Origin of the sequence: Peribacillus sp. Aquil_B1, assembly GCF_022603275.1 — a bacterium.
In the GTDB taxonomy this organism is placed as follows: Bacteria; Bacillota; Bacilli; order Bacillales; family DSM-1321; genus Peribacillus.
In genome coordinates, this window is record NZ_JAKXEE010000003.1 from 167,811 (window position 1) to 187,580 (window position 19,770).

General features: G+C 41.2%; 17 protein-coding genes and 2 riboswitches. Of the genes, 4 read left to right on the forward strand and 13 right to left on the reverse strand.

Annotated elements, in window-relative coordinates:
* Positions 1 to 103: 103 nt before the first annotated feature.
* From MPH60_RS18995 to MPH60_RS19010, 4 genes are read right to left on the reverse strand one after another with little or no spacing between them, the layout of a single operon-like run.
* Positions 104 to 985 carry a metal ABC transporter permease gene (locus MPH60_RS18995; protein WP_245406377.1) on the reverse strand — a complete coding sequence of 294 codons (882 nt, stop codon included), beginning with the start codon at positions 983 to 985 and terminating at the stop codon, positions 104 to 106.
* A complete protein-coding gene (locus MPH60_RS19000) occupies positions 982 to 1,905 on the reverse strand; it encodes a metal ABC transporter permease (RefSeq protein ID WP_241592694.1) in 924 nt (307 codons plus the stop codon). Before MPH60_RS19000 ends, MPH60_RS18995 begins: the two co-directional genes overlap by 4 nt.
* A 10-nt stretch (positions 1,906 to 1,915) precedes the next feature.
* A complete protein-coding gene (locus tag MPH60_RS19005; RefSeq protein ID WP_241592691.1) occupies positions 1,916 to 2,671 on the reverse strand; it encodes a metal ABC transporter ATP-binding protein in 756 nt (251 codons plus the stop codon).
* Positions 2,672 to 2,683: 12 nt separating this feature from the next.
* Entirely contained in the window at positions 2,684 to 3,610 is a 927-nt protein-coding gene (locus MPH60_RS19010; protein ID WP_241615856.1) for a metal ABC transporter solute-binding protein, Zn/Mn family, read from the reverse strand.
* Positions 3,611 to 4,240: 630 nt separating this feature from the next.
* On the opposite strand from MPH60_RS19010, the gene MPH60_RS19015 reads away from it, so the two are divergent.
* Both MPH60_RS19015 and MPH60_RS19020 read left to right on the forward strand, forming a co-directional pair.
* Entirely contained in the window at positions 4,241 to 5,203 is a 963-nt protein-coding gene (locus MPH60_RS19015) for a LacI family DNA-binding transcriptional regulator (protein WP_241592687.1), read from the forward strand.
* Between the two features lie 239 nt (positions 5,204 to 5,442).
* Positions 5,443 to 5,627: riboswitch (Lysine riboswitch) on the forward strand.
* 95 nt (positions 5,628 to 5,722) lie between these two features.
* Entirely contained in the window at positions 5,723 to 7,174 is a 1,452-nt protein-coding gene (locus tag MPH60_RS19020; RefSeq protein ID WP_241592685.1) for an amino acid permease, read from the forward strand.
* Between the two features lie 49 nt (positions 7,175 to 7,223).
* Here MPH60_RS19020 and MPH60_RS19025 read toward each other — a convergent pair whose 3' ends face one another.
* The 7 genes from MPH60_RS19025 to MPH60_RS19055 all read right to left on the reverse strand — a co-directional run bounded on the left by MPH60_RS19025 (position 7,224) and on the right by MPH60_RS19055 (position 14,287).
* The gene (locus MPH60_RS19025; protein WP_241592683.1) at positions 7,224 to 8,903 is read right to left on the reverse strand and encodes a glycoside hydrolase family 13 protein; all 1,680 of its coding nucleotides are present in this window, start codon (positions 8,901 to 8,903) and stop codon (positions 7,224 to 7,226) included.
* Between the two features lie 85 nt (positions 8,904 to 8,988).
* A complete protein-coding gene (locus MPH60_RS19030; RefSeq protein WP_241592682.1) occupies positions 8,989 to 10,071 on the reverse strand; it encodes a Ger(x)C family spore germination protein in 1,083 nt (360 codons plus the stop codon).
* Positions 10,068 to 11,168: a GerAB/ArcD/ProY family transporter gene (locus MPH60_RS19035; protein ID WP_241592837.1), complete on the reverse strand. Its 1,101-nt coding sequence runs from the start codon at positions 11,166 to 11,168 to the stop codon at positions 10,068 to 10,070. Before MPH60_RS19035 ends, MPH60_RS19030 begins: the two co-directional genes overlap by 4 nt.
* A 22-nt stretch (positions 11,169 to 11,190) precedes the next feature.
* Positions 11,191 to 12,702 carry a spore germination protein gene (locus tag MPH60_RS19040; protein ID WP_241615857.1) on the reverse strand — a complete coding sequence of 504 codons (1,512 nt, stop codon included), beginning with the start codon at positions 12,700 to 12,702 and terminating at the stop codon, positions 11,191 to 11,193.
* Between the two features lie 151 nt (positions 12,703 to 12,853).
* A complete protein-coding gene (locus MPH60_RS19045) occupies positions 12,854 to 13,396 on the reverse strand; it encodes a YhcN/YlaJ family sporulation lipoprotein (RefSeq protein WP_241592680.1) in 543 nt (180 codons plus the stop codon).
* A gap of 54 nt (positions 13,397 to 13,450) precedes the next feature.
* Complete coding sequence (sugE, locus tag MPH60_RS19050; protein ID WP_241592670.1) at positions 13,451 to 13,771, reverse strand: quaternary ammonium compound efflux SMR transporter SugE; 321 nt, start codon at positions 13,769 to 13,771, stop codon at positions 13,451 to 13,453.
* Between the two features lie 48 nt (positions 13,772 to 13,819).
* Positions 13,820 to 13,917, reverse strand: a riboswitch (guanidine-I (ykkC/yxkD leader).
* 40 nt (positions 13,918 to 13,957) lie between these two features.
* Positions 13,958 to 14,287, reverse strand: coding sequence for a DUF948 domain-containing protein (locus tag MPH60_RS19055; protein ID WP_241592669.1), 330 nt, complete (start codon positions 14,285 to 14,287; stop codon positions 13,958 to 13,960).
* A gap of 118 nt (positions 14,288 to 14,405) precedes the next feature.
* Between MPH60_RS19055 and MPH60_RS19060 the strand changes: the two genes are divergently transcribed.
* Positions 14,406 to 14,585: a hypothetical protein gene (locus tag MPH60_RS19060; RefSeq protein ID WP_214791290.1), complete on the forward strand. Its 180-nt coding sequence runs from the start codon at positions 14,406 to 14,408 to the stop codon at positions 14,583 to 14,585.
* 339 nt (positions 14,586 to 14,924) lie between these two features.
* Positions 14,925 to 15,545 carry an RraA family protein gene (locus MPH60_RS19065; RefSeq protein ID WP_241592667.1) on the forward strand — a complete coding sequence of 207 codons (621 nt, stop codon included), beginning with the start codon at positions 14,925 to 14,927 and terminating at the stop codon, positions 15,543 to 15,545.
* Positions 15,546 to 15,602: 57 nt separating this feature from the next.
* On the opposite strand, the gene MPH60_RS19070 is transcribed toward MPH60_RS19065, so the two are convergent.
* Both MPH60_RS19070 and MPH60_RS19075 read right to left on the reverse strand, forming a co-directional pair.
* Positions 15,603 to 17,570, reverse strand: coding sequence for an LTA synthase family protein (locus MPH60_RS19070; protein ID WP_241592665.1), 1,968 nt, complete (start codon positions 17,568 to 17,570; stop codon positions 15,603 to 15,605).
* A 1,095-nt stretch (positions 17,571 to 18,665) separates the two neighbouring features.
* Positions 18,666 to 19,610, reverse strand: a complete 945-nt coding sequence (locus tag MPH60_RS19075; RefSeq protein ID WP_241615862.1) for a siderophore ABC transporter substrate-binding protein — start codon at positions 19,608 to 19,610, stop codon at positions 18,666 to 18,668.
* Positions 19,611 to 19,770 lie beyond the last annotated feature (160 nt).

The following is a 19,770-nucleotide window of genomic DNA, read 5'->3' on the forward strand; positions in this document are numbered from 1 at the left end:
ACACTTATTCATTATACTTTAAACAAATAAAATCACAACTATATAGAAGAATAGTTTACAGGCTTCATGGAGTTATTTCCATGAAGCCTGTAGGCAGGGAGAGTTATGCATGTGATTCCTTTGATTTTCTCCGTTTCAGCAATAGGCTGACCAATCCATGGCTTGGGGAAAAGAGAAAGGCCAATCCGAATAATATGGCGGCCGAACCCACCATGCAGCCTGATATCGAGGCATCCAAAATGGTGGCTGAATAGTAGCCGATGATGGAACTTAGCACCCCGACCCCGATACTGACCAATATCATGCTGCTTAAACGGTCTGACAGAAGATAAGCCGTTGCCGCTGGTATGATGAGCATTCCAACTACTAAAATGGAGCCTACACTATCAAAAGAAGCTACAGTTGTCAGTGAAATGAGGCTCATCAATAAGTAATGGAAAAACAGTACAGGAATCCCCATTGCAGCCGCAAGTGATGGATCAAAAGAAACGAGTTTAAACTGTTTGAAGAAAAGGAAGATCAGTATGAGGTTCAGGATAAAACAACTGCCGACTATCCAAACAGCTTTTGGTCCAGCCTCGATTCCCGCGATTGTCATCGTGTTCCAGGGAGTATAGGCTATTTCGCCATAAAGGACATGTTCAAGGTCAAAATCTATTTGTTGCGTATACAGGCTCACGAGTACGATCCCCGTTGCAAAAAGGGAAGTGAATACAATCCCGATCGCCGCGTCGGATTGAACGCCCGACGATTGGAAAAGCTGGATCAAGAATACGGTAAGCAAGCCGAGCGCAGCAGCCCCGATCAACATTGGAACGGAGTCACGAGTCCCGGTTATTAAAAACGCCAATACGATACCCGGCAAAACGGAATGACTGATGGCATCCCCAATCAATGTCATTTTCCTGACTATCAAAAAACATCCTACTACACTGCAAGAACCCGCCACCAATGCCCCGACTAATATAATCCAAAAATCATTCATGATGTGTGGCTCCCTTTCCTTCTATCCTGTTCGAGAGAATATTTCTTTTTCGTCGACACCCTTCTCCATACAGATGAAAGCACTCCGCGTTTAGGAGCAAAAAGCATGGAGAAGAAAAACCATACCGTCGCGGATAAGACAATTAACGGTCCTGTTGGCAAATCATTGACCGATGTACTGATCAACGTTCCAGAAACACCGCTCAACATACCGAATATACCAGACAGGATGATCATGATATGCAGCCGCTCCGTCCAATACCTGGCAGAAACCGCAGGCGTGATCAGTAAAGATGCCATCAATACGACGCCTACAGCCTGGATACCGATCACTACAGCTGCCACGATCAGCATCATGATGAAATAATCCAGAAAAACAACCGGCAATCCCATCCCCTTAGCAAACCCAGGGTCAAAGGACAGTAATTTGAATTCTTTAAAAAATACGGTACAAGTGAAAATGAGAATAAAGGAAACCGTCATCATCATATACACATCGGACATGACCATTGACGCCGTCTGCCCGAATAAAAACGTATCCAAACCACTCTGGTTTCCATACTCGCTCTGCTGGATCTGCGTAAGCATGACAATTCCGAAGCCAAAGAAGGAGGATAAGACAATTCCCAAGGCTGCATCCTGCTTAATCTTGCTGTATCTCGTAAGCACACTGATCAAGAAAACAGCCACTAAGCCAGCTAGGGCCGCACCTATCAGAAAGTAGGAAGTGGATTTCACTCCAGTTAACATAAAGGCTACACAGATACCTGGTAATGCTGCATGTGCGAGCGTGTCACCAAGCAAAGACTGCTTTCTGAGGTAGGCAAAGCTGCCGATGACCCCGCTGCTTAATCCGAGGAACATCGTGCCAAGCAATATCCACCTTGTATTTGGATCAGTAATAATATCCAGTATGTTCATCGTGTGCACCTCATTTTAATAAAAGGCCGGACTTTGTGTCTGATAGTATCGCTAGGCGGCCTCCATATGTTTCCTGTAAGTATTCGGGAATGAACACTTCTTCTGTCGGACCTATTTTCATCACCTTTTTATTCAATAACATCGTCCAGTCGAAATATTCCTTCACGGTAGATAGGTCATGGTGCACAACCAGAACGGTTTTGCCTTTTTCCTTCAATTCCATCAGCAATTGTATGATTGCTTTCTCCGTTGCGGCATCCACTCCTACGAACGGTTCATCCATAAAATAAATATCCGCTTCCTGTGCCAATGCACGGGCCAGGAATATCCGTTGCTGCTGTCCGCCTGATAGCTGGCTGATTTGGCGGTTAGCATATTCAGCCATCCCCACCTTTTCCAGGCACTCCATCCCCTTCTGCCTTTCGGACTTACCTGGCCGCTTCAGCCATCCGAGATGACCATATCTGCCCATCATCACGACATCGAGTGCGTTGGTCGGAAAATCCCAATCCACTGACTCCCGCTGTGGTACATACCCGATACTCTTCCTCATCGATTTATAAGTAGAACCCTTTATTGTGATTTGCCCCGATATTTTCGGAATCAATTCGAGTATTCCCTTTATCAAAGTGGACTTCCCTGCTCCATTGGGGCCTATGATACCAATTAAATTTCCTTCCGGCACCTCAAACGAGACATCTTCGACAACCGGCTTCTTATGATAAGCAATCGTTAAACCTTCGACCTTCAAAGCTGCTTGATTCATAGTTTCTCCCCCCTATTTCAATGCACGGACGATGGTGTCGGTATTATGACGGACCATTCCGATATACGTTCCTTCTTCCGTCCCTTTTTCACCCATTGCATCCGAGAACAATTCCCCGCCGATTTCCACTTTGTGCCCCTGCTTACCCGCTCCTTGAATGACAGCCTCGATAGCCTTCCTTGGTACGCTTGACTCAATGAAAATCGCTTTTATTTTGTTCTCCACAAGATAATTCCGCATATCCGTCACATCTTTTGATCCATATTCCGATAAAGTATTGATCCCTTGGAGACCTCTTACGTCCAGGCCATATGACTGCCCGTAGTATCCAAAAGCATCATGTGCTGTTACGAGAACCCGTTGATCTTCCGGTATTTTATTAATTTCCTCTTGAACATATTTATCAAGTTCCTCCAATTGCAGAACGTACTCCTCATAATTTTCACGATACTCTGCTTCATGTTCCTGATCATTGGCAATCAATTCTTTCTTGACTGCCTCCGCCGCAACGATCCAAAGCTTTACATCAAACCATACATGTGGATCATGTTCCGTTGCACTCACTTTGCGAAGCTGGTTCTCCTTGAAGTCCTCCGTTACGGCAATTGTCGGTTTATCCTTGCTCATCATTTCAAAGATATCCGTCATTTTCCCTTCAAGGTGCACACCGTTATAAAAAATCATATCGGCCGAATCCAAAGTCTCCACATCACCCTGTGTTGCTTTATAAAGATGGGGATCCACTCCGGGTCCCATTAAACTAGTGACCTCGACATGTTTACCGCCAATATTCTCCACCAAGTCCCCTATCATTCCTGTCGTAGCAACTACGTTCAATTTGCCATTGTCCTTATCCTGTTCGGTCGTGTCATTGCCGCACCCCGTTAAAATCAGCATTGCAGCAAGAACGCCCCCAATGGATTTTAGAAAACCCATCATAATCCCTCCCCTTTTTCATTTCCCTAAAAATGTTTGCCGAATGCAAAATTAAGTGTAAATTTTTTTACATTGTCGTAAATGCTAAAAAGTTTCCTCTATACAACTTATTTTATACTATACACAATTATACGAAAAAAGTGCAACTATTTTTCAAACATTAACAAAAAGACGAATGATTTTTACGCACAGCAAAAACTGTCAGGAATCTCCACTGGAGAGCTCTCTGACAGTCAGTTTTTCCGAACATGAAACGTAACAATGAAGTTATATTTATATTGTGGAGTTTTTATGGTGAATATAAACCATGGGGACTATTTCGGGACGACGTAAAATTCACGAGTAAATGTGCGGATCTCACGAATTCAAGTGCATTGCCACTCATTTTTCCTGTTTCAGGGAAACTGCCAAGTACGCAAATCCCAATTCAATTCCACAAAGCACAAACAGGGTGATTAAGGTTTGGAACATCATGATCTCCTCCTCCTCTAAGACTTATACCAATCTTAAAGGATGAAACCAATACCAGAACAAGACCTTATTTGAAGAAATCTTCAGCATGCTCACTCTGAACTCTTGCCCTGAAATGGGTTTCATACTGTACAATATATAAAAAGAAAAAACGGTGATACCATGACAAATATTAAAGAAATAGCTCAATGTGCCGGTGTATCTGTCTCAACCGTATCTCGTGTATTGAATGATCATCCATATGTAAGCCCCGATAAAAGAAAGAGCGTCTTAGAAGCGATCGATCGTTTGAATTATACGAGAAACATTAACGCCATTCATCTTTCAAAAGGCAAGACCAATCTTATCGGCATCATCATCCCCTTCAACAATCATCCATATTACGGAGCAATCGTTAACGGAATCACTAAACAGGCAAATGCAATCGGCTGTCATATCGTCATCTTTCAAACAAATTATGACAGAGAGAAAGAAATCCAGGCTTTTAATATGCTGCAAATGAAGCAGCTCGATGGCATCATCGTTTGTTCAAGGATTTCGGAAATGAAAATCCTCTTGGATTATCAAAAATACGGACCGATTATTTTATGTGAAGATACAGCCCAGGCCGAATTCTCATCCATCAGTATTGATCATTATGCCGCTTTCTCCTGTGCCCTTGAGTACGTAATTGCTAAAGGATATAAGAAAATCGGATACAGCCTCGGCCGTAAAAAGAGCAGAAATAGTTCCCATCGTACAAAGGCCTTTAACGATATCATTAGAAAACATAAACTGATAAACAACAAGGAATGGCTGTTTGAAGGCAGTTATCACATCAAAGACGGTGAACAATTGTTTCAGGATTGGAATTCAATGATGGACAAACCTGAAGCTCTCATCATCACGAATGATGACACGGCGGCAGGCTTCATTCTTACCGCTAAGAAATCGGGTACAAGGGTACCGGATGATGTGGCCATTCTCGGCTTCAATAATGATAGCCTGAGTGAAATGCTTGACATCACAACCATTTCCTTGCCACTGGAGTGGATTGGTAAAATGGCAGTGGATCTATTTGAGAATCCTGAAGTGGTCAAACATGTAAAACTGGACTATGCCCTTATAAAAAGGAGTACCGTTTAGTTATCAGGATGCTTTATTTTGGTATACCATCACTCGAATCTTTCATTTACTAGGAAAAAATAACCACATAAAATAACCATTGCGATATCCCAGAAGTTATTTTATAATTTTAATATAGTAAAGTTTACTCAATTACTAGCAATCTATTTACGTTTGCATGCAATTCATGAGTACAATCGTCCGACGTCACTTACAAACTGGCGCAACGATATTAGAAAATTGAATACTTCCTCATTTACCGATGAGTTAGAGGCTGCAGCTTATAAAAGTAAAACGGACGAGATTCTGGAAAATTAAAGACTCCGTTTGAAAGGATAAGTTGCCGAAGTTAGGGTATATTCCATGTATATTCTTGCTGGCGGTGTTACCGAACAGGAACACCACTGTCACGTTTTTTCAAAAAGCGTGGGGAGCTATCTTCGGAAGGATAAACGGGTTTATTATAAACAGCCGTCGATCTTTTTCGACTGCTGTTTTTTATTTTTCGTTCCCTTCCAATAAAAAGGAGTGTAACATCAATTGTCAAATTCACAATCAGCATCAAGCCCTACTGAACTGAAAAGGAGCCTGAAAGCGCGTCATTTAATGATGATTTCATTAGGTGGAACGATTGGAACAGGTTTATTTTTAGCAAGTGGCGGTGCCATTCATTCAGCCGGACCCGGCGGTGCCTTGGTGGCATACGCGGTCATCGGCATCATGGTTTATTACTTAATGACAAGTCTTGCAGAAATGGCAGCGTTCATGCCGGTGGCAGGTTCGTTCCGTGTCTATGCATCCAAGTTCGTCGATCCGTCTTTCGGTTTTGCGATTGGTTGGAACTACTGGTATAACTGGGCAATCACCATTGCCGCCGAATTGGCTGCCGTTGTCTTAATTATGAAGTTCTGGTTCCCGGATAGCCCTTCGTTTATCTGGAGTGCCATTGCGTTAATCACTATGTTTCTTATCAATTACATGTCAGTTAAAGGTTTCGGGGAAACGGAATTCTGGTTTGCCATGATCAAGGTCGTGACAGTCGTCATATTCTTGATTACGGGTGTACTGATCATTCTCGGAATCATGGGTGGGAATGACCCAATTGGTTTTTCCAATTTCACAATGGGCGAAGGTCCCTTTAACGGAGGGTTCTTCACGATTCTTGGCGTATTCATGGCTGCCGGCTTTTCATTCCAAGGAACGGAATTGCTTGGAGTGACTGCTGGTGAAAGTGAAGATCCAGAAAAAAATATCCCTAAAGCGATCAGATCCGTTTTCTGGCGCATCCTCTTGTTCTATATCCTTGCAATTTTCGTTATTGGAATGATCATTCCGTTTACGGATTCACGTTTATTGAGTCAAGATGTTGCCGTAAGTCCATTCACGCTTGTATTTGAACGTGCCGGCCTTGCCTTTGCTGCATCCATCATGAACGCGATCATTTTATCATCCGTACTCTCTGCAGGTAACTCTGGCATGTACGCTTCAACCCGTATGCTATGGGACCTGGCACGTGACGGGAAAGCACCGAAATTCCTAGGAAAATTAGATAAAAGAGGCGTACCTGTGAATGCACTTATCGTGACTTCATTAGTTGGCTGCGTTGCATTCTTAGCTTCATTTTTCGGTGATGGCGTCGTTTATATCTGGTTATTGAATGCTTCAGGCATGGCTGGATTCGTCACCTGGGTAGGGATTGCGATTGCCCATTATCGGTTCCGCAAAGCCTACGCTGCACAAGGACTTGATATCAATGATTTACCATTCCGTGCAAAAGGCTTCCCATTCGGGCCTATATTCGCACTTGTCCTTTGTATGATCATTATCATCGGACAAGGCTATCAGGCTTTCAGCAGCGATGGGATTGACTGGAATTCAATGTTCGTTTCCTACATTGGCTTGATTCTATTTTTCGTCCTATGGTTCGGCTATAAAATTAAGCATAAAACGAAAATCATTCCCCTTGAGGAATGTGATCTTAAATCAAAATAATACGCAAAGGACCTGTTCTTCCCTAATCGGAGAAGAACAGGTCCTTTTTTCATTTCAAATGATAAACACGGCATTCATATGGTTGCAGGGGTTTGCTTGAGATTCCTTCTTCCTCCTGATCATAATTCCCGATCAGCCTTGTGGCAGAATATGCATGCAGCTCTTCAGGCAAAGTATAGGGAGCCTGCTCTTCTTTAAAGTTGCATAGCACCAACAGCTTTTCTTCTTCAAATGACCTCGTGTAGGCAAATATTCGTTCATCATCCGGCAACAGCAATTCAAAACGGCCATAAACGACGATATCATGTTCCTTGCGTAATTGGATAAGCTTTTTATAAAAATGAAAAATGGAATTGTGATCATTGTAGGCCTTTTCTGCATTAATCTCGGGAAAATTGGGATTAACCTTAATCCAAGGAGTCCCTTGCGTGAATCCTGCGTTCCGGGAGTCATTCCACTGAATCGGTGTTCTCGCATTATCCCGGCTGCGGGCGTGGATGGCTGACATCATCCGCTCTTTTGACCAGCCATGAGAATTGACGAGTTCGTCATATGAATTCAATGTTTCGATATCCCGGTATTCATCGATGCCCTCAAATGCAACATTGGTCATGCCAAGCTCTTCCCCTTGATATATATAAGGTGTACCCTGAAGCATATGAAGACAAGCAGCAAGCATCTTAGCGCTTTCAATACGATACTTTCCATCATGACCAAACCTTGAGACAACCCGGGGCTGATCATGATTGTTCCAGTATAAACTGTTCCAGCCATCCCCCTCCAAACCAGTCTGCCATTTGGAGAGAATTCGCTTTAAATCGGTTAGCTTCCATTTATCGTTGCTCCATTTCCCTTCTGGTCCGCTCCCCAAATCCATATGTTCGAATTGAAAGACCATATGTAGCTCATCACGATCTTTACCTGTGAACAATTGCGCTTCCTCCGGTGTGACGCCTGGCATCTCCCCAACCGTAATCACGTCATATCCAGAAAGTGCCCGCTGATTGACTTCCTGCAAAAACTCATGTATGCGCGGGCCATTCAGGAAAAACGGGCTTCCGTCACCATATTGCTTCTCATGATGAACGGCTCCATCTGAATAGCTTTGATCTTTTGAAAGGAAGTTGATGACATCCATCCGGAAGCCATCGACACCTTTATCCAGCCACCAAGTCATGATGCTGTAGATTTCTTCACGGAGCTTAGGGTTCTCCCAGTTTAAATCCGGTTGTTTCCTGCTGAATAAATGTAAATAATATTCATCGGTTCCTTCATCATATTCCCATGCTGAACCTTTAAAAATGGACTCCCAATTATTTGGTTCTTTTCCATTCCTGCCAGGCTTCCAAATATAATAATCACGTTTCGGATTATCTTTTGAGGATCGGGATTCCTTGAACCACGGATGTTCATCTGAAGAATGGTTGACCACCAGGTCCATCATGATCTTCATTCCACGTTCATGAACCGCGTTCAACAACCTATCGAAATCTGCCATGGTCCCGAATTCAGTCATAATTGATTTATAATCACTGATATCGTACCCATTATCATCATTGGGAGATTGATAAACAGGGGATAGCCATATCACGTCCACTCCCAGCTCTTGTAAATAATCGAGCTTCATCAAAATCCCGTTTATATCCCCTATCCCATCGCCATCACTATCCATAAAACTCCTCGGATACACTTGATACACAACCGCTTCTTTCCACCATGCTTTGTCCATGTCTTTCCCCCTTTTTAGCCGCATTGATATAATCATTACACCAATACCCCTATTATAAAGGGGGAAACTTCAGAATATTCTACTTTTATTCAGCTATTCCCGTTTGAATCATTTCAATATCCAGATCCACCTCGATTGGAATATGGGGATATGCCTTCTCCCAATGTGTCTGATCAAAGTTTCTTGTTTTACTTTTAGCGTGATCACCGAGTGCAATCGGATCTATATTGTTCTCCTGAAACATGGTTACCATCTCATTTAATTTTTTACCAATGACATGCTCTGCCTTGGCCTCTATTTTATTCAGGTCCAAGGCTTTACCCAAGTCATAGCCTTGGACCTCCAGCAGACTAGCCTTTAATTTCACTTCAATCCTGACCTTGGGGTCTTGATTGGCATTCGAAATATGATAATGGACACGTGACACCACGTTATTGATATCAGTAAAGTCATTTTCTTTCCATTTAATTTCATAACTCCCCAGCTTAAAGTTTTCACTAAGGACTTTAAATAAAAACCCTTCCTCATAAGGAATATATTTACCAATATAACGGTCTTTTTTAAACAAGGCGATCCCTTTTATCCGTAATTGGTCCCCTGCCGTTTCCAATAAGGGCAAGACCGGGTCGATTCCTTTACCATGACACGCATATAAATACCTGTGGAGATCCGCATCAGGCAAATTAGTCCTGATATTCTGTTCGATCAGCTCTTTCACTTGAACCCCTGGAGTTTTAATCAACTTCGGCTCCATTTTAACTACATCCTCAGCTTTGCCATGAACGACCGCTAAATACAAATCCCTTCCCACCATTGGGTCCCGCCTATATGTATCGACATAATCATTCAACCCCTTGCTTGCCAATTCTTCACCATAGAGAATGACCGTCAGTCTCCCACCGACAATCGGGAATGGTGTTTTTGCATTTTCCTGCTGGCGGGCTGCCTTTATATCATGGGAGACCGCTTCATATACTTCTTTACCTAGATTTGCTTCCTCACCAGGCTGAGGAACGCTGACAACGACAGTACCTTTGACTTTTTTGTCTTCGGCATCATCATAACCTACGACTTCAGCGATTAAAATATCTTCTAATATTTGTTTTTCCACGCCGCAAGCCGTCATCAAGATACCTGCCAATGTTATAAAAAGAAGTCGGATTTTCATGATTTATGCCCCTTGAATTTATAGACAATCGACTGCCATATGAATAAGAGAGGAAGATACAAATAAACGATATAAAAACCAATTTCCGAACTGATCGTGTTAAACTTATCGATTCTATAGCGGTTATCCAATAAAATGCAGGAAACTAAAATGATTAACAGAATCAAGACCAACATCTTTTTCTGTCTAAATCCAAATACTCTTTTCGCTGTCCTGCTTGCTGCCCAAACCCCTATGCAAACATTCGGCAGCACCATGAACAGCCAAACGGAAATCCCTATGTATTCGAACCGTTCAATGAATGGAAGGTCTACGATTTTCCATAACGTCAGAGTTGCCCAGATTACATCTTTCAGTTGATCTTGATGATAGTAAGCTAATGAAACAATAATGGATACTAAATAAATCGACATAGTAAACAACGACCCTAAGTGGGCCCACTTTTGAGATTTTTCCCGATTTTTAATGAATGGATAATAAATGAGGAGTAATTCAAAACCAAGGTAATTCAGGGTCATTTTCTTACAGGCCTTCATGATTTCCAAAAAGGAATGATCAAGAAAAGGACCCAAATTTTCAAAGTGGGCATACTTCAATGGGAAATAGATCAAAAGGAATAATGGCGATCCGATAATAAGCCCGATTATGCAAAAACCAGTTATGACCCTGAACCCCCCCTCCACAAAACTATACACGAGAATAAGAATGATGGTTATTAACATCAGGACATTGACACCAGGGAACATCCAAACCTGAATGACTTCTAAATAAGTCCTGATAAGAATGATGGAGATCATTATAAAGTAGAGGATGAATAAAATATTGAAAGCATTTCCGACCCATTTACCAAACAAATCCTTGTGGATGGCGACCAAGTCAATTGTTTGTGGACCCCTGCCTAAAAGCCTGAAACACATCCAAAGCAGAACATTTATGATCAACCCTGATGTGAGGACCGATATCCATGCGTCTTGGCCAGCCTCTTTCGCTATGATCCGTTCAAACCCCAATATCCCTACTCCAATCTGCATGCCGGGCATGAGGAAAAAAACAAAAAAGGGAGATATTTGTTTAGTTTCATTTGGTTTGACTTCCATACTTTTCACCGCTTTCTACACCTTATTCATCAATATCGTTATGGGAGTTTCGCGTTTCCGCCTCCTTCCTTATCCTTAGCGGATTTTCCGTCCGCAGAAACTGCGGGCGTTTTTTCTGTTTTGAAAAAGGGAGGCGAATCAGACTATCTTTAAAGTCATGAATTCTTAACGGGTAAAGAGGATCTAAATATGGACTGCCAAGCGAAGTCAATCTCAATAAATGACTTAAAATGAATGCACTGCATAAAGCTATTCCAAACAGTCCGTAAAACTGCGCTGCAATTAGAAATGGAAAGCGGATAAGGCGAATCGTATTGCTGATTTGGTAAATAGGCACCGTAAATGAAGCCAAGGCAGCCAAAGCGACAAGCATCAACAAGACATTACTGACAAATCCCGCTTCAACAGCTGCTGTACCGATGACAATACCGCCAACAATACCGATGGTCGAGCCTACCTTAGCAGGCAGCCTGACCGCTGCTTCCCTGAGCAATTCGATTGTCCCTTCCAGCACGATCGCTTCCAAAATCGGCGGAAAAGGGATCACGCCCCTGGATGAGATTAGGATGGGCAGCAAATCCGTTGGAATCACTTGATAATGATACGTTAAAACGGCAACATACAGAGGTGAAGACAACACGGAAAACATCACCGCGAAAAGCCGAATCAAACGGAATGAAGTACCGAGATTCCAAATTTGAAAATAATCCTCAAATGACGAAAAGAACGAAATGATGGTATTGGGGCCAACTAATGCATGAGGAGATCCATCCAGCATGATTCCTATTTTCCCTTCCGATAATACACTGGCCAGATGATCAGGCCGCTCCGTATCAATCAGTTGCGGAAACATCGAATTCCGATTATCCGTGATCATCTGGCTTACAAACGAAATATCGACGATTGTATCATATTCTATATCTTCTATTCTTTGCATGACTGTATTAACGATCTGTTGATTTACTATCCCATCTATGTAGAGTACAGCTAATCTTGTTTGCGAGATGCTCCCGACCCGAAATTCCTTGGACTGCAATTCAGGAGTGGGCAACCGGTTACGGATCAGATTCAAATTGGAATCAAGCGATTCAACAAAGGCCTCCTTGGACCCAACGACCGTATACTCCGACTCGGGTGTTGAAATTTGCCTTTTCACACTATGAACACATGGAATCAGCAAACACATTTCATCATCTTGCCTGTATTGAACCATGACTGATCCGGCCAATACCAACCTTTGAATGTCTTTTAGATCAGCCGTCAATTTCATATCTTCCATCGGAATATCGCCTTTTAGTTGCTTAAGGACCTTCTTTGGTTGATTCGACATGACTGCCAATACTTGTTCATGAAGCTCTTGTGCACTAACCAGTGAATTGAAGTAGGAGATGGTATAGCCATCACCATCCGGGAATTGGAAGGTAAGAAAATCATTAGACGCTTTAAACTTTTTAAGGAGTTCCTGAAAATCCTTGGAAGTAACCTGAAAGGATGCTGCATCCATTTTCATCCTGCCCTTAAAAAACCTCACCATTCCACCCCCACTGCCTGTCCAAAGTTATCGTTCATTCGATTATTGTAACCACCCTATTTAAAGTTAGTCATGATTCACCGATATCCTTATAATGGGAAAAGACCTATCCGGAATCCACCGGATAAGTCTTTACGTCTTCATTCTTTATTGATTACCTTGGGCTTGGAAAAATCCGGGTTACAAGTTCACGGAACTCTTCAGCGAATCCTGCAACGGGTTTTCCATTCTCGATATCATTCGCATACCCTTCCATTCTTTGAACAAAGTCCGGGTTTGCCGACACATAGACTTGGTCTACCGATGGATCGGCTCCCCTTACTTTATCAGCAATTCTTTCTTTAAGGTCATTCGAGATATCCTTATCCCTGCCATCTTTTAATACTGCCCCTACATAAGCATTATTTTCAGTCACGATGACACTTGCGTTACTTACTTCCTTCATGGCTTCTACTCGATCTGAGATATCCTTGGAGACCCTCATATCGTTAATGCCATTACCGTTATCGTTATTGTTATTGTTATTGTTATCATTAACATTTTGCCTTGTGTCGCTTACATTCATCGGATTATCTAAATTATCCTGATGGGTACGGTTCAGGCCAAGATTTTCACTGGCACCTTCTTTATCATTAGTTGCACAACCTGTAATCACTAAAGCCATCATTGCACTTGATACTATCACTTTATAATTCACATTCATCACTCCTCAAAAATCATTTAATATTACTATTTGCGAGGAGTGGATAGTTTATTCAGAAGAAGTAATCTTCAAGCCGATAATTCCCACCAAAATGAAACCGACGAATACCAAACGCATCGCATCCTTAGGCTCGTTAAATACGATGATGCCTACCAGAACAGCTCCAAGTGCCCCTATTCCGGTCCAAATTGCATACGCTGTTCCCATAGGCAGGGTTTTTATCGCCGATGATAAAAAATAAAAACTAATGACCATACCGGCAATCGTTATGATAGAAGGAAATAATTTCGTAAAACCCTCGGTATACTTTAAACTTGTCGCCCATACCACTTCAAATAACCCTGCAATAACCAATTGAATCCATGCCATCTATCTTCCCTCCAATTACAGAAAAAGCCCGAAAGGTCATAAATCATAACCTCCCGGGCTTTTTTCCCTCCGTGTACGCAGATACTGCGCGTTTCTCTTGGACCATTCCGGTAAAATTCAACCGAGGAACCCTAGAAACTTATTATTTCCATACTATATCATGTAAATTTCATATCGGTCAAACACTCATGCATCGCTTCTGTTTCTAAGCTTCCACTTGTCACCTTTAATTGAAAACCAAATATTTTTAAAGGGTTCAGGTATTTCTTTAGCCGCATCAACCGTATATTGTACGGACTCTTTTTTATATTGAACATCTTCAGTGATTTCTTGCTGTGTCATGGCAAGTTGGTCCGTCTCCGATTTAATCTGGTCCGTTTTGGCCTGGATGCGTGTAACGGTTTCAGTCACATTTTCAATTGTCGGTTTGGAATCCTTAAATGTTTTAAAAGCAAAAAACGCTAAATAAATAATCGATCCGATAAAGAGGGCAAGACTAATATATACAATGATCACCTAGATTCCTCCTTTTATTTTACCTTTACTATACCCTTAATAATTGAGCAGAAAACGAATCCCTATGTATTTTCTTTTATGCCTGGTCATATTATTGAAAGAAAAAGGAGGAATGAAAATGAATCAAATGCCTCTGCTCAAAGCCTGTTTTAAAGCCGGAATCCACTTCATCATACATATGACCATACAGCAGGCTGCCACTATTGCAGGAATCATTTTTTTAATCATTCATCCAGAAGTTTTCAGCCCCCTTTGGCTTACACTGGCAACATCCGTCTTGATTCTGCTCCTGCTTTGAAGATTGTAAATAGCCTATCACTATGGATTTATTCGCTGAAACCCGCATCATGAAGCAACATTCAGAAGTACATAGGGAACCAAGCAGACAACAGGCCATCGCGTTGGATTTCACCCTTACTGCCAAAGAATTCAAACCCACGATGATCTATAAAGTTTAATCAATCGATTGATTAATAAGGAATTTGACTTGAACCCCCTTGTGACAGAAGAACTTCCCTCCCCTTCATATATTGATTACACTACATTTACCATTTTATCAACCGAAAATTTATTAGAAAATTACAAAATTTGTGTATAATTAGGCTATATTCATTAACTCTTAAGGAGGAATCATAGCATGGATACTCTTATTCAACAGTTCAGGAATTTGCCCACCACGGCGATTTCAGATGCAATGGAAGGATTGAGCAATCTGGAATCGGCAATAAAACCCTTAAAGGAAGAATTCCGTATCGCCGGACGAGCTTTGACCGTACAGATTCCCGTCGGTGATAATTCAGCCGTGTTAAAAGCAATCGGACAAGCAAAGCCTGGGGATATAATTGTCGTTGACAGCAAGGGTGATACATACCGCGCCATAGCAGGAGACTTTGTTGTCGGCATGATGCAGACCATGGAAATTGGCGGCCTCGTTGTTGATGGAGTCATTCGCGATTTAGAAGCAATTAAAGAACTGAATTTCCCTGTTTTCAGCAAAGGGTCGACGGTTGCCTCTAGCGGCAAGGCAGGTGTAGGCGAAACCAATGTCCCCATTTCCTGTGGAGGTGTCACCGTATTTCCAGGGGACATCATCATAGGGGACATAGATGGAGTCGTGGTCGTGCCGCAAGAAAAGGGTGAAGAAATCCTGGTCAAGGCAAAGGCTAAAATTTTGAAAGACGAACAGCGTGCTGAAAAATATGCAGGGAGGCCTGATGAAATTAGAAAGTATATTGCCATGATGACCAATAAAGGATGATGCATATAAAAAAACAGGCAGGAAGCGATGGCTTCCTGCCTGTTCTTTTCATTAGCCTTATTTATCGGTCTTATCTTCCTTAGAAGCCTCTTCATCATAAGTGTAATCATAATCAGTAGGATCAATCGGTTTAAAGCCGTTTGGAGTATAGAAACGGAGTAAGTCACCGTTCACTACTTGGTCGGATAAATTGAGCATCGTTTCAGCTCTCGTTTTATAATTGAGGATTTCATCAGTTTCCTCGACCAATTCTCCTGTTTTAGTATCGTAGTATTTCCCTTTAATGGAAGTGACATCCGGAGTTACAAAATCACCATTCCTGAAAGGTACCACTTCATTATGATCTTTTGACAATAAATCGGAACCGAATTGTACATAATCTTTAGATTCAATTCCTAACAGATGCAATAAAGTCGGGAGAAGGTCAATCTGTCCTCCGTATTGGTGCATTTCCCCGCCTTCAACTCCTGGAACATGAATCAATAATGGTACACGTTGCAATTGGGCATTCTCAAATGCGCCAACATCCTTGCCAAGTACTTTTGACATGGCTTCTTTATGGTTTTCTGAAATACCATAGTGATCACCATACATAACGATTACCGAATTATCATAAAGACCGGATTCCTTCAGATAATCGAAAAACTCTTTAAGTGCCTCATCTGCATAGCGTGCAGTTTGGAAGTAACTATCAACGGAAGCATCGCCTGTCGTATGCTTACCGATTGTTGCTTTTTCCTGATCCATGGAATATGGGAAATGATGAGACACCGTTATGAATTTCGTATAGAAAGGTTGTTTAAGCGTTTCTAACATTGGAATCGATTCCTTAAAGAAAGGCTTATCCATCAATCCATAACTTAGTACTTCCTCTTTATTTTCCATATTATAATGGTTAGCATCAAAGAACTGGTTAAAACCAAGAGACTTATACATATTATCCCGGTTCCAGAAAGATTTGTAATTACCATGGAACACAGCAGATGTGTATCCTTGTTGTCCTAAAATAGCTGGTGCCGCTTGATACGTATTTTGGGAACGGTTTGTGAATGCTGCCCCCTGTGGTAAACCGAACAGGGAATTTTCAAGCATGAATTCAGCATCTGCCGTTTTACCTTGGCCTACTTGATGGAAGAAATTATCAAAGTGCATGAAATCTGACTTATCTGCTGCAAGTGAGTTCAAAAATGGAGTTACTTCTTCCCCATTCAACTTATAATCAATCAGGAAATTCTGCATTGATTCCAAATGCAGGTAGATAACATTCTTACCTTTGGCTGCACCAAAATACTCAGGGTTCGGTTCAGCGCTTGTTGCTTTCGTATAGTTGACGACTTCTGCGATATCCGTGCTGTTAGCCGTCGCACGCTGAGCGTATGTTTTAGTATTCTGAACGGCATCATAAACCGTATAGTTGAACATGCCCAAATATTTGACGATATAGTTTCGGTCGAATGTTCTTGATAATAATTGCGGGCGATCCTTTTCAGCAAGTCCCAAATTGATCGCGAAAATTGCAAGTCCCGCTAGGTAAACCATTCCGACTGTACGGCGTTTGACTTTGAAGTCTTCCATTTTAAGGTCTTTGAATCTGTACAACACGATCAAAAGAACCGTATCAAGGAAATAAAATACGTCATGGCCTTTAAATAATTCTAAAATACTCGGTCCTAAATCCCCGGCATTTTGCACTTGAGTCAAGGTTGGCAATGTAATGAAATCGGTAAATGACCGGTAGTATACAATATTGAAGAATAACCATAGTGACATCAATAGATTCAACCTGATGATCCATTTAAACGATTTTTTGCCTCTAGCCAATAGTGCCAAGCCAAAGAATAAAATGGCTGAACTTATCGGGTTTATGAACAGCAAGAACTGTTGCAGGCCATTTTCAAGGCCTAAGTTAAATTCAATTCGATATCCAATATACGTTTTTATCCAAAACAAGACTACCGCAATAAAGAAAAAGCCTAGTATGTTATCTGCAAATAAATGCCGGCTTTTTTTAAGAAAATTATTCATGCTTTCACCTCTATTAATCTAGTGGTTTATTTATATAAATTTTTACAAACTTACAAAAGACGGAAAATCGGAAACCTTATAATAGCATTCTTTCACTTGGATAGTCAAGATTGTGTGAAAACCACCTTTTGTCACATCCATATCTTATATCCAGAACACTTCTTTAGCTTATGAACAAGCCTTTGAAAAAATAACAGAGTTTCGCCCGTCTCGAATGTTCAGCGCACCTATAACAAATATATAGGAACTCCATGTCTTAATCCAATAAATATTACCGTAACTTTATGGGGTGACTGCGGAAGACAGTCATTGTTTATTTTCACGTCCTTGAGCCTTTTCCATTATAAACGACTCTTTATAAAAAAACCAGCACATTACAAAATATGTAAAGATATAAATCTTCAATTATTGAATTCTACCTGAAATCCCCAGGATTCCTTTCCCGATAATTCGACAGTCGAAAATGAAGTGCCGCTTACATGGATGCATCTCTCCTCCGCACTTTTGTACCCATTCAAAAATCCAAGCCTGCAAAAGTTTGACCCGTTCATAATTGCATCCTGCCGCTCCGAAATCACATAAAATAACAAGTGGGTTTCGTGTAATATCGACATCATTCCCCTATGGCTTATTTATTAGCTATTTTTAAATAATTTTCCCTTAAAATGATGATCATATTATTTTTATATTTTTACTTTAGAGGAAAATTTTTATTATCCATAAAAGATTTGATTTACCAAAATTAACTTAAATTACAATTTGAAAACCTCTTTTAGGAACCGGAATGTCTTAAGTATCCATGGATTTGCCATTATAATAGGAAGAAACTGATTTTTTCATATTGGCTGAAGGGCCATTTTCTTGCGATTGAAGCCCATTTAAGCTATATATCAGCGGCAACAGGTGGAATATAAACCTTGTCCTTTTCCATTCCCCTTAATTGGGTTGTGGGCGCCTTATTATAAGCTTACCTGTGTATTGTAGGAATTCTTTTCTTCCCCTTTGTTAGTATATTTGTTTCATCCAGCTTTATTATAAAAAATAAAAAAATCCTGCCCACGATCGAGGACAGGATTTTCATTAATCATATTTATATTACTTAATGCCTTCTGAAACTTCTTTAACCATAGCGTCAACAGATTCTAAACCGCCGCCTGATAAGTACCAGTAGTTAGGGTCTAGATAAATGATGTTACCTTCTTTAAATGCCTTTGTATTTTTTACAATGTCATTTTCAATCGTTTCTTTCGCTGCAGCTCCATCACCGGCAACAGCATCTCTGTCTACAACGAATAGGTAGTCAGGATTCTTTTCAGCAATGTATTCGAAAGAAATACTTTGACCATGTGTCGATACTTCCAATTTATCATCTACTGCAGGTACTCCGAATACATCATGGATGATTCCAAATCTTGAATCCGGTCCGTAAGCACTTACTTTTCCGCCGCTAGCAAGAACGATTAAACCAGTTTTGTCAGTTGGGGCTTTTTCTTTCAAGGCATTAATGTTCTCTTCAACACTTGCCAATTGTTTAGCTGCTTCGTCTTTTTTATCGAAGATTTTACCTAAAAGTGTTACGTTTTCTTCAAAGGATTCCATATACTTTGTAGTATCCACACCCACAAAAACAGTAGGGGCAATTTTGCTTAATTCTTCATATGCTTCAGATTGACGGCCAGAAATAAGGATTAAATCAGGTGCAATTTCGTTGATTTTTTCGAAGTCAGGCTCTTTTAATCCGCCGGCATTTTCAGTTGTACCTTCATATTTAGAAAGGTATTCTGGAAGGCCATCATGAGGAACAGCTGCAACTTCCACACCCAATTTATCAAGAGTATCAAGAGTACCCATATCGAATACAACGACTTTTTCAGGGTTTGTTTTTACTTTCGTTTCGCCTAGTTGATGCTTAACCGTAATTTCTTCGCTTTTAGCACTTTCCTTTTTCGCGCTTGATTCTTCTTTTTCCTTATCTGATCCACAAGCAGCAGCCACTACAGCCAGCATTGCAACCAAAAGCAGTAAGGATAATTTCTTAATCATTATGGTCACCTCAAAAATTTTTTTATTTAAAATTACATATTGAATCCTCACCATCACAGAGTTCACCTTCAACACTTTCCCTGCTAGATGAACAGGAGGCGGCTAAAGTCTTGGGCGCCCGCCAACTCTTAACTGCCTAAGAAGCGTACGAGGTGAT